The sequence below is a fragment of the Tsukamurella sp. NPDC003166 genome, assembly GCF_040611135.1.
Lineage (GTDB): Bacteria > Actinomycetota > Actinomycetes > Mycobacteriales > Mycobacteriaceae > Tsukamurella.
Window position 1 is genome coordinate 60,840 of sequence record NZ_JBEXNL010000007.1, and the last position, 18,905, is coordinate 79,744.

General features: G+C 71.8%; 18 protein-coding genes. 5 read left to right on the forward strand and 13 right to left on the reverse strand.

The genetic code is table 11. The features are described 5' to 3' along the window. Window positions 1-55 precede the first annotated feature (55 nt). Window positions 56-1,102 (reverse strand): L-threonine 3-dehydrogenase, encoded by a 1,047-nt coding sequence (gene tdh, locus ABZX10_RS10460; protein ID WP_355538407.1) that lies wholly within the window; start codon window positions 1,100-1,102, stop codon window positions 56-58. Between the two features lie 73 nt (window positions 1,103-1,175). Here tdh and ABZX10_RS10465 point away from each other — a divergent pair, with 73 nt between their 5' ends. Further along, window positions 1,176-2,099, forward strand: a complete 924-nt coding sequence (locus ABZX10_RS10465; RefSeq protein WP_355538410.1) for a LysR family transcriptional regulator — start codon at window positions 1,176-1,178, stop codon at window positions 2,097-2,099. 22 nt (window positions 2,100-2,121) lie between these two features. Here the strand turns inward: ABZX10_RS10465 and ABZX10_RS10470 are convergent, their stop codons facing one another. From ABZX10_RS10470 to ABZX10_RS10485, 4 genes are all read right to left on the reverse strand, one after another. After that, entirely contained in the window at window positions 2,122-3,132 is a 1,011-nt protein-coding gene (locus ABZX10_RS10470) for a hypothetical protein (protein WP_355538413.1), read from the reverse strand. Window positions 3,133-3,638: 506 nt separating this feature from the next. Next, the gene (locus tag ABZX10_RS10475; RefSeq protein ID WP_355538416.1) at window positions 3,639-4,796 is read right to left on the reverse strand and encodes a TetR/AcrR family transcriptional regulator; all 1,158 of its coding nucleotides are present in this window, start codon (window positions 4,794-4,796) and stop codon (window positions 3,639-3,641) included. 20 nt (window positions 4,797-4,816) lie between these two features. After that, a complete protein-coding gene (locus ABZX10_RS10480; protein WP_355538419.1) occupies window positions 4,817-5,647 on the reverse strand; it encodes an SDR family oxidoreductase in 831 nt (276 codons plus the stop codon). A 25-nt stretch (window positions 5,648-5,672) separates the two neighbouring features. Beyond that, entirely contained in the window at window positions 5,673-6,071 is a 399-nt protein-coding gene (locus tag ABZX10_RS10485) for a MaoC/PaaZ C-terminal domain-containing protein (RefSeq protein WP_355538422.1), read from the reverse strand. 236 nt (window positions 6,072-6,307) lie between these two features. On the opposite strand from ABZX10_RS10485, the gene ABZX10_RS10490 reads away from it, so the two are divergent. Further along, a complete protein-coding gene (locus tag ABZX10_RS10490) occupies window positions 6,308-7,507 on the forward strand; it encodes an IS110 family transposase (RefSeq protein ID WP_355538425.1) in 1,200 nt (399 codons plus the stop codon). Window positions 7,508-7,524: 17 nt separating this feature from the next. Here the strand turns inward: ABZX10_RS10490 and ABZX10_RS10495 are convergent, their stop codons facing one another. Continuing rightward, the gene (locus ABZX10_RS10495; RefSeq protein ID WP_355538428.1) at window positions 7,525-7,983 is read right to left on the reverse strand and encodes a MaoC family dehydratase N-terminal domain-containing protein; all 459 of its coding nucleotides are present in this window, start codon (window positions 7,981-7,983) and stop codon (window positions 7,525-7,527) included. Beyond that, the gene (locus ABZX10_RS10500) at window positions 7,980-9,161 is read right to left on the reverse strand and encodes a lipid-transfer protein (RefSeq protein WP_355538431.1); all 1,182 of its coding nucleotides are present in this window, start codon (window positions 9,159-9,161) and stop codon (window positions 7,980-7,982) included. The genes ABZX10_RS10495 and ABZX10_RS10500 overlap by 4 nt, the downstream gene beginning before the upstream one ends. 119 nt (window positions 9,162-9,280) lie before the next feature. On the opposite strand from ABZX10_RS10500, the gene ABZX10_RS10505 reads away from it, so the two are divergent. Further along, entirely contained in the window at window positions 9,281-10,813 is a 1,533-nt protein-coding gene (locus tag ABZX10_RS10505) for a long-chain-fatty-acid--CoA ligase (protein WP_355538434.1), read from the forward strand. Window positions 10,814-10,892: 79 nt separating this feature from the next. On the opposite strand, the gene ABZX10_RS10510 is transcribed toward ABZX10_RS10505, so the two are convergent. From ABZX10_RS10510 to ABZX10_RS10535, 6 genes are all read right to left on the reverse strand, one after another. Further along, the gene (locus ABZX10_RS10510) at window positions 10,893-12,734 is read right to left on the reverse strand and encodes a phosphoenolpyruvate carboxykinase (GTP) (RefSeq protein ID WP_355538437.1); all 1,842 of its coding nucleotides are present in this window, start codon (window positions 12,732-12,734) and stop codon (window positions 10,893-10,895) included. Window positions 12,735-12,870: 136 nt separating this feature from the next. After that, window positions 12,871-13,206, reverse strand: a complete 336-nt coding sequence (locus ABZX10_RS10515) for a DUF6802 family protein (RefSeq protein ID WP_355538440.1) — start codon at window positions 13,204-13,206, stop codon at window positions 12,871-12,873. Continuing rightward, a complete protein-coding gene (locus ABZX10_RS10520; protein WP_355538443.1) occupies window positions 13,196-14,287 on the reverse strand; it encodes a hypothetical protein in 1,092 nt (363 codons plus the stop codon). Before ABZX10_RS10520 ends, ABZX10_RS10515 begins: the two co-directional genes overlap by 11 nt. Continuing rightward, a complete protein-coding gene (locus tag ABZX10_RS10525) occupies window positions 14,284-15,027 on the reverse strand; it encodes a hypothetical protein (protein WP_355538446.1) in 744 nt (247 codons plus the stop codon). Before ABZX10_RS10525 ends, ABZX10_RS10520 begins: the two co-directional genes overlap by 4 nt. A 39-nt stretch (window positions 15,028-15,066) precedes the next feature. Then, on the reverse strand, window positions 15,067-16,647 hold the full coding sequence (locus ABZX10_RS10530) for an MFS transporter (RefSeq protein WP_355538449.1): 1,581 nt from the start codon (window positions 16,645-16,647) through the stop codon (window positions 15,067-15,069). Further along, window positions 16,644-17,372, reverse strand: coding sequence for an LppX_LprAFG lipoprotein (locus ABZX10_RS10535; protein ID WP_355538452.1), 729 nt, complete (start codon window positions 17,370-17,372; stop codon window positions 16,644-16,646). Before ABZX10_RS10535 ends, ABZX10_RS10530 begins: the two co-directional genes overlap by 4 nt. A gap of 37 nt (window positions 17,373-17,409) precedes the next feature. Between ABZX10_RS10535 and trmB the strand changes: the two genes are divergently transcribed. Then, entirely contained in the window at window positions 17,410-18,222 is an 813-nt protein-coding gene (gene trmB / locus ABZX10_RS10540; RefSeq protein WP_355538455.1) for a tRNA (guanosine(46)-N7)-methyltransferase TrmB, read from the forward strand. After that, on the forward strand, window positions 18,219-18,905 hold the full coding sequence (locus ABZX10_RS10545; RefSeq protein WP_068573768.1) for an NYN domain-containing protein: 687 nt from the start codon (window positions 18,219-18,221) through the stop codon (window positions 18,903-18,905). The genes trmB and ABZX10_RS10545 overlap by 4 nt, the downstream gene beginning before the upstream one ends.

An 18,905-nucleotide genomic window follows, 5' to 3' on the forward strand; every position in this document is an offset into this window, starting at 1 on the left:
CCTTCCGGATCGGATCGTGGTGGAGGTGGTCGGTACTGCTCGGAGATCGAGCCGGTCAGGCCGCGGTCCAGTCGAGCACCACCTTGCCGCCGGTGCCGGCGCGGGCGGTCTCGAAGGCGCGTTCCCACTGTGCGGCGGGCAGCACATCGGTGACCAGTGCTTCGATCCCGGCGCGGAGCGCGTGATTCGACGAGAGCATCGCGCTCATCGCGTACCAGGTCTCGTACATCTCGCGGCCGTAGATCCCCTTCAACGTGAGCATGTGGGTGACCACCTTGCCCCAGTCGATGTCGATCGCGCCGCTGGGCAACCCCAGCATCGCGATCCGCCCGCCGTGGTTCATGTTGTCGATCATCTCCGGCAACGCCGTGGGATGCCCGGACATCTCGAAACCCACGTCGAAGCCCTCGGTGAGCCCGAGCTCCCGCTGCGCGTCGGCGATGCGCTGCTGCGAGACGTCCACCGCCAGGTCGGCGCCCAGCGAACGGGCCAGCGCCAGGCGGGGTTCGGAGACATCGGTGATCGCGATCCGGTTCGCGCCTGCGTGCCGGGCCACACCGATCGCCATGAGCCCGATCGGCCCGGCGCCGGTGATGAGCACGTCCTCGCCCACGAGCGGGTAGCTCAGCGCGGTGTGCACGGCGTTGCCGAGCGGGTCGAAGACCGCGCCGAGCTCGGGCGTGATCGCGGGATCGCGGTGCACCCACACATTGGTCTCGGGGATCACCACGTACTCCGCGAAGGCACCGTCGCGCTGCACGCCGACGGACCGGGTGCGGATGCACATCTGCCGCCGGCCGGCGCGGCAGTTGCGGCAGACGCCGCACACGACGTGCCCCTCCCCGGACACCCGGTCCCCGACGGCGACCTCCCGAACACCGCCGCCGACGGCGACGACCTCGCCGTAGAACTCGTGCCCCGGGATGAGCGGCGCGGCGACGGCACCGTCGGCCCAGGCATCCCAGCCGAGGATGTGCAGGTCGGTCCCGCAGATCCCCGTCGCCATGACGCGGATCTTCACCTCGTCCGGGCCGGCCTCCGGCTCCGGGCGGTCGACGAATTCCAGTCCGGGGCCGCGCGTGGACTTGAACAGTGCCTTCATGGGTTCCATTGCACAGTCCCCGAGGATGAAGAACAATGGCCATCTACTGATCCGATGGTTAAGGATTCACTTCATGGACATTCGGCAGCTGCGGGTGCTGCGCGAGCTGGGCGACCTCGGAAGTGTGCGCGCGGTGGCCGATGCCATGCTGATCACCCCGTCGGCGGTGTCGCAGCAGCTGGCGCTGCTGCAGCGCAGCGTGGACGTGCCGCTGACGCGCCGCGAGGGACGCAACCTGGTGCTCACCGACGCCGGGCGGGTCCTCGCCGACGCGGGCGCGTCCGTGATCCGTGCGATGGCGGACGCCCGCGCGGCCATCGGCGCCTTCCACGACGACCCGGCGGGCACGGTCGCGCTCAGCGCCTTCCACAGCGCCGGCCACGCGGTGTTCTCCCGCCTCGTCGACCGCCTGCCGCCCGGCGCCGACGGGGTGCCGCGCCTACGCCTGTCCGACGAGGACGTCTCCCAGCAGGAGTTCCCCGCGCTCACCGCCCGGTACGACCTGGTGCTCGCGCACCGGATGGCGAACGGTCCCGCGTGGCCGCAGGATCGCGTATCGGTGCTCCCGATGATCGAGGAGGCGCTCGACGTGGCGCTCCCCGCCGGCCACCCGCTCGCCGCCCGCGCCGCCCTGTTACCGGAGGAGGTCGCGGACGAGCCGTGGGTCACCAGCCGCGCCGGCTACTCCCCTGCCGACGTGTTGGCCGCGGTGGTCGCCGTCACCGGCCGTCCGGCGCGGGTGCTGCACCGGATCAACGACTACTCCGCCGTCGCCGCCCTGGTGGCGGCCGGCGGCGTGATCGGGCTGCTGCCGCGGTACACCGCCCGGCCCGCCGTGCCGCCCGGCCTGGTGCTGCGTCCGCTGCGGGGCGTCGCCGCCGTCCGCACGATCGACGTGCTCGCCCGCCCGGAGGCGCTGCGCCGCCGCTCGGTGATGACGGTGGCGGACACGCTGCGCGACATCCTCTCCGAGCTCAGCGCGCCCCGGGCGTCCTGACGGGCCCGGGGCGCGCGGCGGATCAGAGGACCTTGTCGACGATCGAGCCGATGAGCCCGCCGCCCGACGGACTCTCCGGCTGCCCACCGGCCGCCGATGCACCGGGGAGTGACGTCGACACCTCGCCCGACCCGGTCGCGGGCGAGCCGGTACCGGCGGTGGATGCACCACCTGCCGCGGTCGAGCCCGACGAGGACGCGCCTCCGCCCGCCGCCCCCGAACCGCTCTCAGCGGCCCCGCCGACGGACCGAGCACCGATGGGGGCGACCGAGGAGCCCCGGTCGGCGGCCGACGAGGACGCAGCCCCACCCGCCGCGTCCGACCCCGAGGTCGTCTCGGCCGCCGTGTCCGCGGCAGGGGCCGGGGCTGCGGCGTTGGCCCCGACCGACGGCGCCGCTCGGCCCGCGCCGGCGGGTGCCGCACTGTTCGCGCCGCCGGTACCGGTCGCGGATCCGCTCCCGGTTGCGCCCCCGACGCGGCTCGCCGCGGAACCGCTGGGCCCTCCGGGGCCACCCGCCCGGGCGGGAGCGGCCTGTGCGGGTGCGGACTGTGCGGGTGCGGCCGGAGCCGCCTGGGCCGGGGCGACCCGCCCCCCGGATCCACCCGGCGCGCTCGCGCTCGAACCACCGGCACCGCCCTGCGCGGCAGCGGTCCCACCGCCCGCACGACCCGCGGCATTCGCGCCGCCCGCGGCGTTCGCGCCGCCTGAGCGACCTGCGGCATTCGCCCCGCCTGCGGCGTTCGTCCCACCGGCGTTGCCTGCGCCACCGGCGGTACCGCCCGCGCCGGCGCCACCTCCGCGACCTGCGCCTCCCGTCCCGGTCGCGCCGGCACCGCCCGTCGTGCGCCCCGCGCCGCCGTTCGTGGTCCCGGCGACGGTGCCGCCGTTCGTGGTTCCCGCGCCGGACGCCGCACCGGGTACGCCGGGCTGCACCGGGGCGGGCGGCTTCGACGGGTCGCCACCGGCCTGCGCGGCGCCCGCACCGAACCAGATCGACCCCACCGCCACAGCGGCTGCCGCCGACGCGGTCATCCGCGTCACCGAGACACCGGTCCGATTGTTCCTACGATGCCGCCCCTGATACCTGGACATGAACTCTCCCGTTCTCCATTCACGCAACGACCATTCCTTCGGGCGGGCGAGTATCGGAAGGCGGACACGACCGATCGCCGCTACTCCGTGCGGAGCGCGGCGCATGCTTGAGATGCCTTGAAGACGAACGGAACTCGGAGGTGGTTTCTCTACCTACCGACTCGACCCACCCCCGAGCCAACACGAGTCACGCGAGGTTATCCAGGAAACCCGGGTAACGATAACGACACGATGTGAACGCGACCACAACCCGGGGGAGTCGCGTTGCACAACGTTGTTCCACACCGTGAATCGCGATTCTTTCGCTCTGGTAATTTTTTGGATCACACCGGACAAACCGCGTCCTCAACGGACCGCCTCGGACGTCCTGCCGCAGATGCCGCCACCTCCGCGGCGCAATCCGGGCGCATCGCACTTTGCCATCGCCTCGTGCGCCGCCGCCGGCCCTATCGGGTGGCCCGTCCGCCCTCATGCTCCCCATCGAGGCCCAGAATCGCTCTGCCGTATGCGATCACGAGATCGGTGCCGTCGACCCCGGGCGGCACGCTCCCGCTGCCGGCGAGCTGATTGATGGCAGTGATGGCCCCCATCACGATCACGCGGCGGGCGGCGGGTTCGGCATCGTCGACTGCGCGGTACAGCTCGGCCCACTCGCCCACGTACGCGCGCTGCGCGTCGATCAGGACCGCGCTCTCGCGATAGCTGAGCTCGCCGAGCTCGGAGACGATCAGCTGCATCATGCCGGGGTGATGGACGACGAAGCTCGCGTACCTGGCCACGACGGCCCGGAGCGCGGTGACCGGATCGTCGGTGCCGGCGAGCACCTCGTCGAGGTCCACCTGGACGAACCCGTTGGCGCGGTTGAGCGCCGACGAGAGGATCTCCTCCTTGCTGGCGAAGTGGTTGTAGATGCTCGACGACGCGAGGTCGACCGCGGCGGCGATGTCCTCCATCGCCACCCCGTCGTAGGTCCGGGCCGCGAACAACTCGACCGCGGCGGCGAGGATCTGCTCGCGCTTGGCGACCCGCGCCAGCCCACGAAGCGCGGCGGGCACGGCGTCGTTCCCGAGCGGACCGGTCACCGCCCGGGAGACCAACCCGGACAGGACGACGCGCATCGGCGGCGCGGCCGACTCCGTGGCGTGCATCGCGGTACTCAGCAGGACGCCGAGTACCGCGATCGAACGGACGCGCCCCCCGGCACCGTCGCCCGGCGCCGCGACCGCCGCGTCGAGCTCCGCCAGGAGCGTCTCGCGGATCTCCGCGGCCGCGTCCGCCGACAGGTACCGGGCCTCCCGGATCCACAGCCGGCCCGCGGCCCGGTGCGCGAGGATCCGGTCGATCAGCGGCCCGAACCGGTCCGCCGCGGATCCCGCCGCCAGCGCCTCGCGCAGGCCCCGCACGTAAGCCTCGAAGGCCGCCGCGAGCATCGCCTCCTTGTTCGCGAAGTGGCGGTACAGGGCCGAAGGGCGCACCCCCACGGCGTCGGCCACCGCGCTCATCGCGACGTTCTCGTATCCGCGCGTCGCGAACGCCGCGGTGGCGGCCTCGATGATGAGCTCGCGCCGGTTTGCCGGTCGTGCGCGCACCGGTGTCGTCTCCATGAGTGACAAGACTATGGCGCCTAGATCATGTAGCCGCCCCCGCAGACCAGGGTCTGCGCGCTGACGTAGTCGGACTCGGGCCGGCACAGCAGGTAGACGGCGCCCGCGGCCTCCTGGGGCGTCCCCGCGCGGCCCAACGGGATCTGCGCGGCCATCGCGTCGAGCAGCTGCGGGTTCACCCCCACCTTGATCTCCCGGCCGGCTACGTCGATGCTGCCGCCGCCACCGGCGGGCGCCTCCGTGAGGCGGGTGGTGATGAGGCCGAAGGCGACGGTGTTGACGGTGACGTTGTACCGGCCCCACTCCTTGGCGATGGTCTTCGTCAGGCCCGTCACGCCCGCCTTGGCCGCGGCGTAGTTGGCCTGCCCCGCGTTGCCGCCGAGCCCGGCGATCGAGGAGATGTTGACCACCTTGCGGCACGGCACCTCGCGGCCCTCCGCGCGGGCGGCCTTGACGAGACCGGAGATCACCGGCTGCGCGGCGCGCAGAATCCGGAACGGGGCCTTGAGGTGCACGTCGAGGATCGCGTCCCACTGCTCGTCGGTCATCTTCTGCACGACCGAGTCCCACGTGTAGCCGGCATTGTTGACGATGATGTCGAGCCCGCCGAGTTCATCGATCGCGGTGCCGATGAAGCGCTCCGCGAAGCCCTCGTCGGTGACGCTCCCGGCGCAGGCCACGGCGCGGCCGCCGGCCGCCTCGATATCGGCGACGGTCTGCGCCGCGGGCGCCGCGTCGAGGTCGTTCACCACGACGGCCGCGCCGTCGGCGGCGAGCTTGAGGGCGATCTCACGGCCGATGCCGCGGCCGGATCCGGTGATCACGGCGACCTTGCCGCTCAGTGCGGACATGGGTGGTACTCCTTCGGGGTAGGGATCAGAGGTCGACGACGGCGGTGCCCGTGAGGGTCGTGGTGCCGTCGGCGAGGGAGACGGTGAGGTCGACGGTGGCGGTGCGTGCGGCACCGTCGACCGCCACGACCGTGCCCCGGCAGACGGGCTCGGCGTGCACGGGGGTGATGGCGACGAACCGCACCGCGAAGCTTCGGATGCGTTGCACGCCGGCCCATCCCGTGAGCAGTCGACCCAGGTGCGCCATGCCGAGCATGCCGTGGGCGAAGACATCGTCGAGGCCCGCCGAGCGGGCGACGTCGAGGTCGATGTGCATGGGGTTGTGGTCACCGCTCGCACCCGCGAACAGGGCCAGGGTGGTGCGGGTGATCTCGCCGACGGCGAGCGGGGGCAGCTCGGTGCCCACCTCGACGGTCGCGCTCACTAGGGCACCATCCTTTCTGCAGCCCGATCGGTTAGGGTTGTGATCTCTCGGTACCGGCGGGTGCACGGCCCTGTGCGCATGCCCCGTGAGGGCCAGCATGAGTTCTGCCGGCTCCGCCGGGCCGGGAGCCGCCGACCGGCGTCAGGAACACGCCCCGCAGAGGGCCGATTAGTGAGCTTCCGGCAGCGTCTCCCCACTCCGAGCAGATCGAGTGTTGACCTGCGAGGAGGAGTTGCATGTTCGTCGGCTGGGATTGGGGCAACAGTACCCATGACATGACCATCATCGATGACAACGGCGGCAAAGTGCATCGATCGGCGGTCCCACATACCGAGGCCGGTATCACTGCGGCGATCAACCGACTTGCGGAGTTCGGCGACCCGAGCGAGTTGCCGGTGGCGATCGAGACGACCCGCGGACTGGTGGTGGATCGGCTGACCGTTGCAGGACATCCGGTGATCCCGGTGCATCCCAATGCCTTCCATGCCGCAAGGCCGCGGTGGGGTGCTGCGCGGGCCAAGACCGACCCGGGGGATTCGTTCAAGCTCGCCGACTACGCCCGCACCGACGGTCATCGCCTCCCGCGCTTGCAGCCGGTGACTGCCGCGACGCGCGAGTTGCAGGCCCTGACCCGGGCGCGGGGAGATCAGCTGGAGCTGCGGATCGCCGCGGTCAACCAGCTCGCTGCCCTGCTCGATCAGTACTGGCCGGGCGGTAAAGCGGTGTTCGCCGCGCTCCATTCGGCGATCGCGATCGCCTTCCTCACCCGCTACCCGACGGCCGAATCCGCGGCCAAGCTCACCGCCAAGCAGTTGGAGTCGTTCTGCCGCAAGCACGGCTACAGCGGCCGGCGTTCCGGCTCCGAACTGCTCGAACGACTCCGGGCGGCCCCCATCCCGGACAGCAGCATCGGCGACGAGATCATCACGCATGTCATCACCGCCCAGGTCGGTGTCGTCCGCGCACTGCAGACCGCTGTCGACGGCCTGGACAAGGTCATCGCCGACAAGGTCACGACGCATCCCTACGCGCCGCTGCTCAAGGATCTGCCGCGGATCGGCACCCTCAACCTTGCCCAGATCATCGGCGAGGTCGGACCGATCCTCGAACGCGCCACCAGTTTCGAGCAGTTCGCCGCTGAAACCGGCATCGCGCCGGTGACCCGCGCGTCCGGCAAGAGCCACGTCGTGGGTTTCCGGCACGCCACCAACAGACGCGCACGGCAGGCCCTGCACACCTGGATCGACAACAGCCGCCGCGGCGACCCCTGGGCCCAGCAACGCTACGTCGACGCCCGCGCCCGCGGGCAGCGGCACCCCCACGCCCTGCGCACCCTCGGCCGATCCTGGCTCCGCATCATCTGGGCCTGCTGGCGCACCCAAACCCCCTACAACCCGCAGCACCGAACCGCCAGAAACCTCCCGAATGCCGCGTAGGGGTTGACTCAGGAATCTCATGCGGCGGCCTCCTGCGGGCGGCGGACGACGATCGTCGAGGTGGCCGTGGCGACGGACTCGCCGTCGCGGAGGAATTCGGAGCGTTTGACGAGGAACTCGAGGGCGCCACCACTCTTGGCGTAGACGTCGACGATGCTCTCCCGCACGGTGATCCGGTCTCCGGCGCAGACGACGGCGTGATGGTCGAAGCGCTGCTCGCCGTGCAGGATGTGGCGCAGGTCGATCCCGAGCGCGCCGAGGTAGCCGAAGGGCTCCGGCGCCTCGAGGGCCAGGCCGAAGACGAAGGTCGGTGGCGCGGGTAGGTCGCGGTGGCCCGCGGCGCGGGCCGCGTCGAGATGGGTGAACACGGGATCGGTCTCGCCGATCGCCTGCGCGAAGAAGCGCAGCCGGCCGCGCTCGACGTCGACGGCGAACTCGGGCAGGGCCAGGGCCAGGGCCTGGTCGCGGTCGATCACCGCTCGCCCCGCTCGTAGAGCGTCACCACGGCCGCGCCGCCGAGCCCGATGTTGTGCTGCAGGGCCAGGGAGGCACCGTCGACCTGGCGGGCCCCCGCCTCGCCGCGCAGCTGCCAGGACAGCTCCGCGCACTGCGCGAGGCCCGTGGCACCCAGCGGATGCCCCTTGGACAGCAGGCCGCCCGACGGGTTGGTGACCACCGCGCCGCCGTAGGTGTTGTCGCCGTCCTCGATGAACTTCTCCGCCGTGCCGTCCGGGGTGAGCCGCAGCGACTCGTAAGAGAGGATCTCGTTCGCGGTGAAGCAGTCGTGCAGCTCCACCACGCGCACGTCCTTCGGGTCCACGCCCGCGGCCTCGTACACCTGGTCCGCGGCACGGCGGCTCATGTCCGCCCCGACGAGGTTCACCAGCGAGCCGTCGAAGGAGGCCGGGCCGTCGGTGGTCATCGCCTGCGCGGCGATCGCGACCGTCGTACGCAGGCCGCGGGCGCGGGCGAAGTCCTCGCTGACGAGGAGCGCGGCGGCGGCCCCGCAGGTGGGCGGGCAGCACTGGAGCCGCGTGAGCGGGCCGAAGATCTGCGGCGACGCCATCACCTCCTCGACGGTGACGGGCTCCCGGAAGACCGCGAACGGGTTGTTCGCGGCGTGCGTGCGGGCCTTGACCGCGACCTTGGCGAAGGTCTCCGGCGCGACGCCGTACCGCTCGGCGTACTCGGAGCCGGCGCCGCCGAAGAGCTGAGCGGCGAACGGTGCTTCACTTGCACCGTTCCGCCCCTCGGCGATCGCCATGAAGTCGACGAACGGGCTCGGCCGGTCGGGCCACTTGATGGCGAGCGCCCCGCGTTCCATCTGCTCGAAGCCGAAGGCCAACACGCAGTCCGCGGCGCCGGATGCGACCGCCTGCCGCGCGAGGAAGAGCGCGGACGACCCCGTCGAGCAGTTGTTGTTGACGTTGACCACCGGGATCCCCGTCGTGCCGACCCGGTACAGCGCGCGCTGGCCGCTCGTGGAATCGCCGTAGACGTACCCGGCGTAGGCCTGCTGCACGTCCGCGAGCTCGACGCCCGCGTCGGCGAGGGCGGCCCGGATCGCGGCGGGTGCCATCACGTCGTAGGGCTCGGCCGTGCGCGGGGTGGCGAAGGGAACCATCCCGACGCCGGCGACGTATGTCCGAATCATTTCTACCTCCATACGATTGAATATTCACATTTATTGCACAGTCCGGCCCTGACATGCAATAGTCGATCTCGATGTAGCCGACATCACACTTGTATCCGTTCACTCCTCGGAGGATTGACGTGCAGATCACCCAATCGCTGTCCCAGACCGCTCAGGCCGTGCCGCAGCACGTCGTGACCGTGTACCGCGATCGCCGCCGCACGGCCGCCGAAACAGCCGACCGAGTGCCCCGGCTCGCCGGCGCGTTCCGCGGGCTCGGGGCGCGGGAGGGCGACCGGATCGGCATCCTGTCGCTCAACAGCGACCGCTATCACGAGTTCCTGCTCGCGACCCCGTGGGCGGGGTGCGTGGTCAACCCCGTCAACGTGCGCTGGAGCGCCGCGGAGATCGCGTACTCCCTCGTCGACTGCGCGACGGACATCCTGGTGGTCGACGACGCCTTCGCGCCGCTGGTGCCCGAGCTCCGCACGCTCGCGCCGAACCTGCACTCCGTGATCTTCGCGGGCGAGGGCGCGGTGCCCGACGGCATGCTCGGCTACGAGGCGCTCATCGCCGAGTCCGCCCCGGTCGAGGACGCGCGGCGCCGCGGCGACGACCTGTACGGGATCTTCTACACCGGCGGCACGACAGGTGCGCCGAAGGGCGTCATGCTCTCCCACCGCGCGTGCCTGACCTCGGCGATGGGCTCGCTGGTGACCACCGGCATGCTGAACCGCGGCGGCGTCCTCCTGCACGCGGCACCGATGTTCCATCTGGCGGACCTCGCCGCGTGGAACATCGCCTGCCTGACGCGGGCCACGCACGTCATGGTCCCGTCGTTCACCCCGGCGGGGGTTGCCGCGGCGATCGAGGAGCACCGCGTCACCGACGCCCTCCTCGTCCCCACGATGATCCAGATGCTCATCGACTCGCCCGAGGGACGCGCGGCGGACCTGTCGAGCCTGACCCGGATCATGTACGGCGCGTCCCCGATCTCCGAAGCGGTGCTCGAGCGGACGCACGCCCTGGTCCCGCAGGCGCGTCTCACGCAGGCCTACGGGATGACCGAGGTGGCTCCCGTCGCCACGCTCCTCACCGCCGAGGACCACGACGATCTCTCGCTGCGGCGCAGCTGCGGCCGCCCCGCCGCGCACTCCGAGGTGCGGATCGTGGACTTCGACGACGCGGAGGTGCCACGCGGCGAGGTCGGCGAGATCGTGGTGCGCGGCGACCACCTGATGACGGGTTACTGGAACAAGGAGGCCGAGACCGCCGAGGCGCTGCGCGGCGGCTGGATGCACACCGGCGACGCCGGATACATGAACACCGACGGGTACGTCTTCATCGCCGACCGGATCAAGGACATGGTGATCACCGGCGGCGAGAACGTCTACTCGGTGGAGGTGGAGAACGCGCTCGCCAAGCACCCCGCGGTCGCGCAGGTCGCCGTGATCGGCGTGCCCGACGAGGAGTGGGGCGAGCGGGTGCACGCCGTCGTCGTGCTCGCCGACGGTGCCTCCCTCACCTCCGACGAGCTGCGCGCCTTCGCGCGCACGCACATCGCGAACTACAAGCTGCCGCGGTCCGTCGCGTTCGTCGACGCGCTCCCCGTCTCCGGCGCCGGCAAGATCCTCAAGCTCGACCTGCGGCAGCGGGACTGGTCACGCGCCTGACGCGGAGCGCCGTCTGCGGTAGCCCGGACAGCACTGCGCCCCCGCCGAGAACGGCGGGGGCGCAGCACGTATCAGGGGATCAGCCCAGGCGCTGCTTGAGCGCGTCCAGCTCGTCCTTGAGGCCGGTGGGCAGCTTATCGCCCACGAAGTCGAACCACTCGTCGATCGACGGCAGCTCGCCCTTCCACTCGTCGACGTTGACCGCGAGCGCCTCGGCGACGTCCTCGACCGGCGTGTCCAGACCGGTGAGATCCAGCTCCTCCGGGGTGGCGACGATGCCGATCGGGGTCTCCTTGCCCGCGGCGTTGCCCTCGATGCGATCGACGATCCACTTGAGCACGCGGCTGTTCTCGCCGAATCCGGGCCACAGGAAACGCTTGTCCTCGCCGCGGCGGAACCAGTTCACGTAGAACACGGCCGGCAGCTTCGACTCGTCGGCCTGCTTACCGATGTTGAGCCAGTGGTCGAAGTAGTCGCCCACGTTGTAGCCCAGGAAGGGCAGCATCGCCATCGGGTCGCGGCGAACGGTGCCGACCTTGCCCTCGGCGGCGGCGGTCTGCTCCGAGCCGACGGTCGCGCCCATGAAGACGCCGTGCTTCCAGTCGCGCGCCTGCGTGACCAGCGGCACCGTCGTCTTGCGGCGGCCGCCGAAGAGGATGGCCGAGATCGGCACGCCCTGCGGGTCGTCCCACTCGGGGGCGATCGACGGGCACTGCGACATCGGGGTGGTGTAGCGCGAGTTCGGGTGCGCCGCGACGGTGACCACACCGTCCTCGTTCTCGGCCGAGCTGGACTCCCAGTCCTGGCCCTTCCAGTCCGTGAGGTGCTGCGGGGCGGCGGACATGCCCTCCCACCACACATCGCCACCGTCGGTCTTGGCGACATTGGTGAAGATGGTGTTGCCGGCCTCGATCGTCTTCATGGCGTTCGGGTTCGAGTCCATCGACGTACCGGGGGCGACGCCGAAGAAGCCGAACTCCGGGTTCACGGCGTAAAGGCGGCCGTCCTTGCCGAAGCGCATCCAGGCGATGTCGTCACCGACGGTCTCCGCGCGCCAGCCCGGCAGGGTCGGCTGGATCATCGCCAGGTTGGTCTTGCCGCAGGCCGACGGGAACGCAGCGGCGACGAAGTAGACCTTGTCCTCCGGCGAGATCAACTTGAGGATGAGCATGTGCTCGGCGAGCCAGCCCTCGTCGTGCGCCATGGCCGAGGCGATGCGCAGCGCGTAGCACTTCTTGCCCAGCAGGGCGTTGCCGCCGTAACCGGAGCCGTAGGACCAGATCTCGCGGGTCTCCGGAAAGTGGGTGATGTACTTGGTCTCGCTGCACGGCCACGGCACGTCGGCCTCGCCCGGCGCGAGCGGCTTGCCCACGGAGTGGATGCCCTTGACGAAGAAGCCCTCGTCACCGAGCTTGTCCAGCACGGCCTGGCCCATACGGGTCATGATCTTCATCGAGACGACGACGTACGGGCTGTCGGTGAGCTCGACGCCGAGCTTCGGATCGTCGGCACCCAGCGGGCCCATGCAGAAGGGCACCACGTACATGGTGCGGCCCTGCATGCAGCCGCGGTAGAGATCGGTCATCGTGGCGCGCATCTCGGCGGGGCGCATCCAGTTGTTCGTGGGGCCGGCGGCCTCCTTGGTCTCCGAACAGATGTAGGTGCGCGACTCCACGCGCGCCACGTCCGCCGGATCCGAGAGCGCGAGGAAGGAGTTGGGCTTGCGATCCTCGTTCAGCTTGGTGAACGTGCCGGCCGCCACCATCTCGGACGTGAGGCGGTCCCACTCCTCGTCGGAGCCGTCGGCCCACACGACGCGGTCGGGCTGCGTGAGCTCGGCGACCTCGCGCACCCACTCGATGAGCTGCGCGTGCTTCGTGGGGAGATCCCCCTCGAGACCGGGAATGGTGGCTGACGTCATATGTGTCATCTCCGAGAGTCGCAATCCGAACCTTTGGACCAGTGTCACACATCGGGCAAGGTCACAGCACCGAGGGTGACGTGCGTCATCTCACATCACACGGCCGGCGTTACTCCGCCGGCCACCCCCTCCCGCTTCACCCCACGTCGCCGCGGTCCATCAGACGCCAGGCGCCGCCGGAGAACCGCCACGTCTCGAAGGTGCCGTCCGTCCGAACCCGGTGGTAGACGTCCGCGACACCGTCCGCGTCGAGATCGGTGAAGACCGCTGTTCCGGACGCGTCCGTCAGCGTGCCCGTGTCGACCAGCCCGTCACCGTCGGTATCGAGGGCGTGCACGTCGAACCACCCGCCCTCGGCCTGCACCCACAGCCCGCCGGGCGTGGGTCCCTCGGCGGGGACGGCACCGTCGAACAGCTCGGGCCCGAACGCTCCCCCGCCGGAGGGCGCGAACAGACCGAAATCATGGTCCATATGAATTAGACGCACCGGCCCCGGGACCGGTTCCCGATGCGCGCCCCGCACCGGGGTCGGTCGCCGGACCGCGCGCGATCCGCAGAGCGGCATCGGCCTCCGCCGCCACCAGGGCGGCCGTCAGCTCCACCTCGACCCGCTGCCGGAAGACCGCCGACGCCGCGTCCGCCCGGTTCCGGCGCTCCGACCGCGCGGCGGTCCGGCGACGGACCCGCAGCAGCCACACCGCCGCCGCCAGCCCGACCGCGAGGCTGATCGGCAGAGCCAGCCAGCGCGCCCCGCCCAACACGTCCAGGGGTGCGGCCACGGCCCGGCCGATCCCCAGCCCCGCCGACGCCCCCAGCACGAGGACCGCTGCGTCCTCGGGGCCGCGGCGGCGCGCGGGCGCGGCCGGCGGATCGGCGCGGGGCAACGACGGGGCCGCGGGTTCCGGCACCGCGGGCCAGCCCGCGAAGGTCCCCCGGTAGACGGCGCGCAGCTGCGCGCGCAGCGACCGCTCCAACTCCACGACCACGCCGTCGAGACGCGCGCAGACGTCGTCGTGGTCGTCGAGACGCTCGTCGCCGTCCTCCGGCCGGCGGAAGCCCTCCGCCGACGCCGCGAGCAGGCTCGCCCGCAGCCGGGCGACCGTCGCGCGCAGGTACGCGGAGCGGTCCGCACGTTCCAGCGCCGGGTTCGACGGTGCGGGCCGGGGCGGGCGGGGCACCGGCGGCGCGGGGTGCTCCAGCGCCGCCTGCAGCGCCTCGAAGCCGGCGCCCGAGTCCGGTTGGACGGCGAGCACGTCGGCGCCGAGGCGACGCGCCGAGACGTCCGTCGTCTCCGCCGCGTCCGGGTAGACCTCGGCCCCGGTCGCGACGAGCACCGTCGGCAGGCCGGCCCGCAGCCGTCCGAGCGCGGCGAGGTCGACGGCGTCGGCCGGGACGCAGGCGTCGAGCACGTACACGCCCACGTCGTGCTGGTCACGGTGCTCGCCGAGCGGGGTGAGCACACCGTCGGCACCGACCGCCGCCGCGTCGCCGCCCAGCCGGGACGCGACCGCGACCGCGCCCGCCGGGTCCTGCCCGGCCACCAGGATCGTCACGACACGCGCCCGAGCCGGTCGAGCAGGATACGCTCCGCCGCGTCCCGTCGAGCGCAGTCCGTCACGGCGACGGTGCGCAGCAGGTCCTCGAACTCGGCCTCCCGGCGCTCCTCGTGGCCGTCGATCGCGGCGGCGAGCGGCGCCAGCAGGGCGTCGACGCCGCTCAGGTCGCGCAGGCCGGCGAGGAGCTCGTCGTCGGACATCGACGGTGACCCGCGCAGCGCACCGATCGCGCAGGCCAGGCCGTAGCCACCGAGCCGGGAGAGCAGCCCGGCGTCCGCGCCGAGCGCCGCCCGGGCCGCGACCGCGGACTCCGGCAGCGCCAGGTCGGACTGCGCGAGGCGGCGCACCGCGGGCAGGTCGACGGGGTCGACATCGTCGAGCAGTGCCATCACCGGGATCACCGGGCCGCCCAGCACCTCGCCGAGGCGTTCGGCGTAGGCGTCGGCGGCGCGCCACGAACCCGCCGCGTCGGCCCGGGTCCAGGCCACGACCGGCGGCGGGCCGGACGATCCCGCGGCGAGATCGTCGAGCGCGGCCCGGTCGGTGGCGCGCAGGCCACCCGCGAAGCAGTACAGCACCGCGTCGGCGGCACCGTCGGACAGTGCGACCGAGCGGGCGCGCAGGGCCGCGCCGAGCACCGTCTTACCGACGCCCTCGCGGCCGAGCACGCGGACGCACGGCGGCCCCGTGCGCACCGTCGGATCCCCGGTCACACTCCGGACAGCTGAATCCCCCATGAGAGCCCCCACTCCCGGCCGGCGCCCCCGCGCCGGCCGCTACCGGGAGCGTACGAGCGCGTCGTCGTCCGCGGCGGGCGAATCCTCCGATTGGTGCCGCCCGCCGGCCACGAACGCCGCGAGTACGGCGCCCACCACACAGATCCCCGCGGTCACCAGGAAGACCTCGCCGAACATGTGGGCATAGGCCTCCTGCGTCTGCCGGGCGACCGCCCGCACCGTCTGCGTGAAGTCGCCCTGCGGGACGACCGGCGGCATGGCGTTGACGATCGAGTTCAGGCGGTAGAAGCCGAAGGTGGTCAGCGCGGCGACGCCGATGAGCATGCCGCTCATCCGGGCGACCACGAGCAGCGCGGACGCGATCCCGGCCTGCGAGAGCGGCACCGCGCGCAGCGCGGCCGACGACAGGGGGCCGATCACCAGGCCGAGGCCGAAGCCGGCGATCGCGAGCGAGGTGTCCAGCGCGGGCAGGAAACCCAGGTAGTGGGCGGAGAGCACGTCGGTGGGCCAGGTCGCGATGAGCAGGTAGCCGCCCGTCGCGACGAGCAGCCCGACCACCGACACGAGGCGGTCGCCCACGCGCGTCGCCAGGAACCCGCCGAGCACGGCGCCCACGGGCAGCGCCAACAGGAACCGCACGAGGGTGAGCACGGCGGCCACCCCGTCGCGCTCGAGGACCGCGCGGGCGTAGATCTCGACGTCGACCAACGTGACCATGAGCGCCGCGCCCGCGCACACCGACGCGGCGCACGAGGCCAGGAACGGGCGCACCCGCATGCCGGCGGCCGCGATCAGCTTGGTGCGCGCGAACCGCTCCCACACGCCGAACAGCACGAAGGCGACCGCGGCCCCCAGGAGCAGCCACAGCCCGTTCGGCGGCAGGACGTGCTCGCCGTCGGGCTCGGGGTTGTAGAGGCCGATCACCGACAGGCCCAGCGCGACGGCGAGCAGCAGCCCGCCGACCACGTCGACCTTCTCCTTCGTCACGGCGCGCTTGGGCACCGTGACCTGCAGGAGCAGCATCGCGATGAGCGCCAGCGGCACGTTGACCCAGAACACCACCCGCCAGGCGTCCTCGCGGGCCACCGACGCGACGTGGTCGTGCACCAGCGTCACCACGCCCACGCCGACCACGGGGCCGAGGACGCTGCCCAGCTCCTGCGCGGCGCCCACCCAGCCGAGCACGGCGGCCCGTCGGCGCGCGGACCAGAGGTCGGCCGCCAGGGCGAGGGTCACGGGCAGCAGCGCGCCGCTCGCGACGCCCTGCACCACCCGGCCCGCGAGGACCTCGGGGACGGTGTCCGCGAACGCGGTCACGATCGACCCGACGATGAACAGCGCGAGGCTGGCCTGCAGCACCAGGCGGCGCCCGAACCGGTCGGACAGGCGGCCGAGCAGCGGCATGGCCGCGATGTACCCCAGGAGGTACCAGGTGATGATCGGCGTGGCGAGCTGGATCTTGTTGATCGGGATCTCGACGCTGCGCATGATGTCCTCGAGCACCGAGACCACCACATAGGTGTCCAGCGCGCCGAGGAGCACCGCCAGGCCCGCGGCGCCGATGGCCACGCCGCGCCCCCGGACCGCGCCGGACGCCTCCGACGGAGCCGTGAGCGTCACTTCGCGGTCTTCGGGTCCAGCAGGGTGACCTTCTTGCCCCAGTCCGAGAGCGTCACGATCAGCGTCCCGTTGTCGAAGCCCACGTTGGCGCGCACGAGGTTGTTCGGCGCGGCCTCCTGGACCCAGAAGGTCAGCGGCCGGTCGCCGAGGGCGGCCTTCGGGACGATGCCGGCGAGCGCGGTGCCCGGGATGATGCCGGAGATCCGGATCGCGTCGGTACCGCCGATCTGCTCGCGGCCCTCGACCTTGGGCTCATGGACCGACGAGAGGAGCTTGGCGATGCCCTTCTCGGGGTCCAGGATGGCCGAGGCGTCGTAGATGTCGGCGGCCAGGCCCATGTCCTGGTAGGCCTGCCCCGAACCGAACTGCGCCCACAGATGCGCGTCGACCACGACGAACTTGGCCTTGACCTGGGTGCCGTTGAAGGTGACCTCCGCGTCGCCCTGTCCGGAGACCTTCGGCTGGTTGGTGAGGTAGGCGGTGACGCTCTTGACGGGCAGGTTCGGCACCGTGCCGTCGACCGAGAGGTCCAACTGCACGTCGTGCAGGGCGCGGGCGGACGCCGCCGAGGCGTCGATGACGGTCTTCGCGTCGGGCAACGGGGCGTCGGACTGCTTCGCGTCGCTGCTCTTCGAGCACGCGGCGACGAGGCCGAACGCGGCGAGCAGGGCCACCATCAGGGTGGCCAGGCGGAGCGCCGTGTGGCGACTGTTACGCACGATCATGCGGCCAATGCTAGGTCACATCCGCAAAGCTGGGACGATGGAGAGCGTGCCACAGTCCCAGGATCCCCGTGCCGAGCACCGTCGGCTGTACCCGCGAGTAACCAGTTTCCGTTCCCGCCGCGCCTCCCTCACCCCCGCTCAGCAGCTGGCGATGGACACCGGCTGGGACACCCTGGGCCGGGACATCCCGCCCGCCTCTCCCCTCTCCGCCGACGGTGCCCCCGAGCTCCCCGACGGGGCCTTCCCGGTACCGCCGCACCCCCTGGACGCGGCGGCGTGGTTCGGCCGCGAGGCCCCGCTCGTCGTCGAGATCGGGTCGGGCACCGGAACGTCGACCTGGGCCATGGCACAGGCCGAGCCCGATCTGGACGTGGTCGCGGTGGAGGTCTACCTGCCCGGCATCGCCCAGCTGGTGGGAGCCGTGCAGCGCGCGGGCTTGACGAACGTGCGGGTCGTGCGGGGCGACGGTGTCGCGATGCTCGAGGACATGGTGGCCCCGGGCTCGCTCACGGGCGTGCGCGTGTACTTCCCGGACCCGTGGCCCAAGGCGCGCCACCATAAGCGCCGGCTGCTCTCGGAGCGCATGTTCGGGCTCATCGCCGATCGCCTGCGGGTCGGAGGGATTCTGCACGTGGCCACTGATCATGCAGACTATGCAGAGGCGATTGCGGAGACCGCACCCTCGGAGCCGCTCCTGCGGCCTGTGGCACTGCCCCCGCGCCTCGCCGACGCCGGCCTGCCGATCTCCGTCGACCGCCCGGTGACCAAGTTCCAGGACAAGGCCGCGCAGGTGGGCCGCGAGATCCACGAGTTCGTCTGGGAGCGCGTGGAGGAAGGAGAGGTGTCGTGACGAGTCCGACCGACGAGTCCGTCGTGACCGCCGATCCGGCCCGGCGCGTCCTGCTGGTGTGGGACGCGCCCAACCTGGACATGGGGCTCGGCTCCATCCTGGGCGGCCGGCCCACCGCGGCGCACCGCCCGCGCTTCGACGCGCTCGGGCGCTGGTTGCTGGAGTTCACGGCCACCCTGGAGTCGGACGGCGCGGCGAGCCGCGAATCCGGCACCGCACTCCGGCTCGAGCCCGAGGCCACCGTCTTCACCAACATCGCACCCGGCACCGCCGACGTGGTCCGCCCATGGGTCGAGGCCCTGCGGAACGTCGGCTACGCGGTGTTCGCCAAGCCGAAGGTCGATGACGACAGCGATGTCGACGACGACATGCTCGATCACATCGACGTCCGGCGGTACTCGCCGGGACTCGGTGGGCTCGTCGTCGCCTCCGCGGACGGCCAGGCCTTCCGCGAGCCGCTCGAGGAGATCGCCGCAACCGGGGTCCCGGTCAAGGTACTCGGGTTCCGCGAGCACGCCGCCTGGGCGTTGGCTTCCCCTACTCTGGACTTCGTTGATCTCGAAGACATCGCCGGGGTGTTCCGGGAGCCGCTGCCACGCGTGAGCCTCGACGCGCTGCCCGACGAGGGTGCGTGGCTGCAGCCGTTCCGCCCCCTGTCTTCGCTACTTTCGAGCCGGGCCTAG

Coding starts and splice junctions, on each gene's coding strand:
- tdh (WP_355538407.1), bottom strand. CDS start 1,102: ATGAAGGCACTGTTCAAGTCCACGCGCGGCCCCGGACTGGAATTCGTC.
- ABZX10_RS10465 (WP_355538410.1), top strand. CDS start 1,176: ATGGACATTCGGCAGCTGCGGGTGCTGCGCGAGCTGGGCGACCTCGGA.
- ABZX10_RS10470 (WP_355538413.1), bottom strand. CDS start 3,132: ATGACCGCGTCGGCGGCAGCCGCTGTGGCGGTGGGGTCGATCTGGTTC.
- ABZX10_RS10475 (WP_355538416.1), bottom strand. CDS start 4,796: ATGGAGACGACACCGGTGCGCGCACGACCGGCAAACCGGCGCGAGCTC.
- ABZX10_RS10480 (WP_355538419.1), bottom strand. CDS start 5,647: ATGTCCGCACTGAGCGGCAAGGTCGCCGTGATCACCGGATCCGGCCGC.
- ABZX10_RS10490 (WP_355538425.1), top strand. CDS start 6,308: ATGTTCGTCGGCTGGGATTGGGGCAACAGTACCCATGACATGACCATC.
- ABZX10_RS10500 (WP_355538431.1), bottom strand. CDS start 9,161: ATGATTCGGACATACGTCGCCGGCGTCGGGATGGTTCCCTTCGCCACC.
- ABZX10_RS10510 (WP_355538437.1), bottom strand. CDS start 12,734: ATGACGTCAGCCACCATTCCCGGTCTCGAGGGGGATCTCCCCACGAAG.
- ABZX10_RS10515 (WP_355538440.1), bottom strand. CDS start 13,206: ATGGACCATGATTTCGGTCTGTTCGCGCCCTCCGGCGGGGGAGCGTTC.
- ABZX10_RS10525 (WP_355538446.1), bottom strand. CDS start 15,027: ATGGGGGATTCAGCTGTCCGGAGTGTGACCGGGGATCCGACGGTGCGC.
- ABZX10_RS10535 (WP_355538452.1), bottom strand. CDS start 17,372: ATGATCGTGCGTAACAGTCGCCACACGGCGCTCCGCCTGGCCACCCTG.
- trmB (WP_355538455.1), top strand. CDS start 17,410: ATGGAGAGCGTGCCACAGTCCCAGGATCCCCGTGCCGAGCACCGTCGG.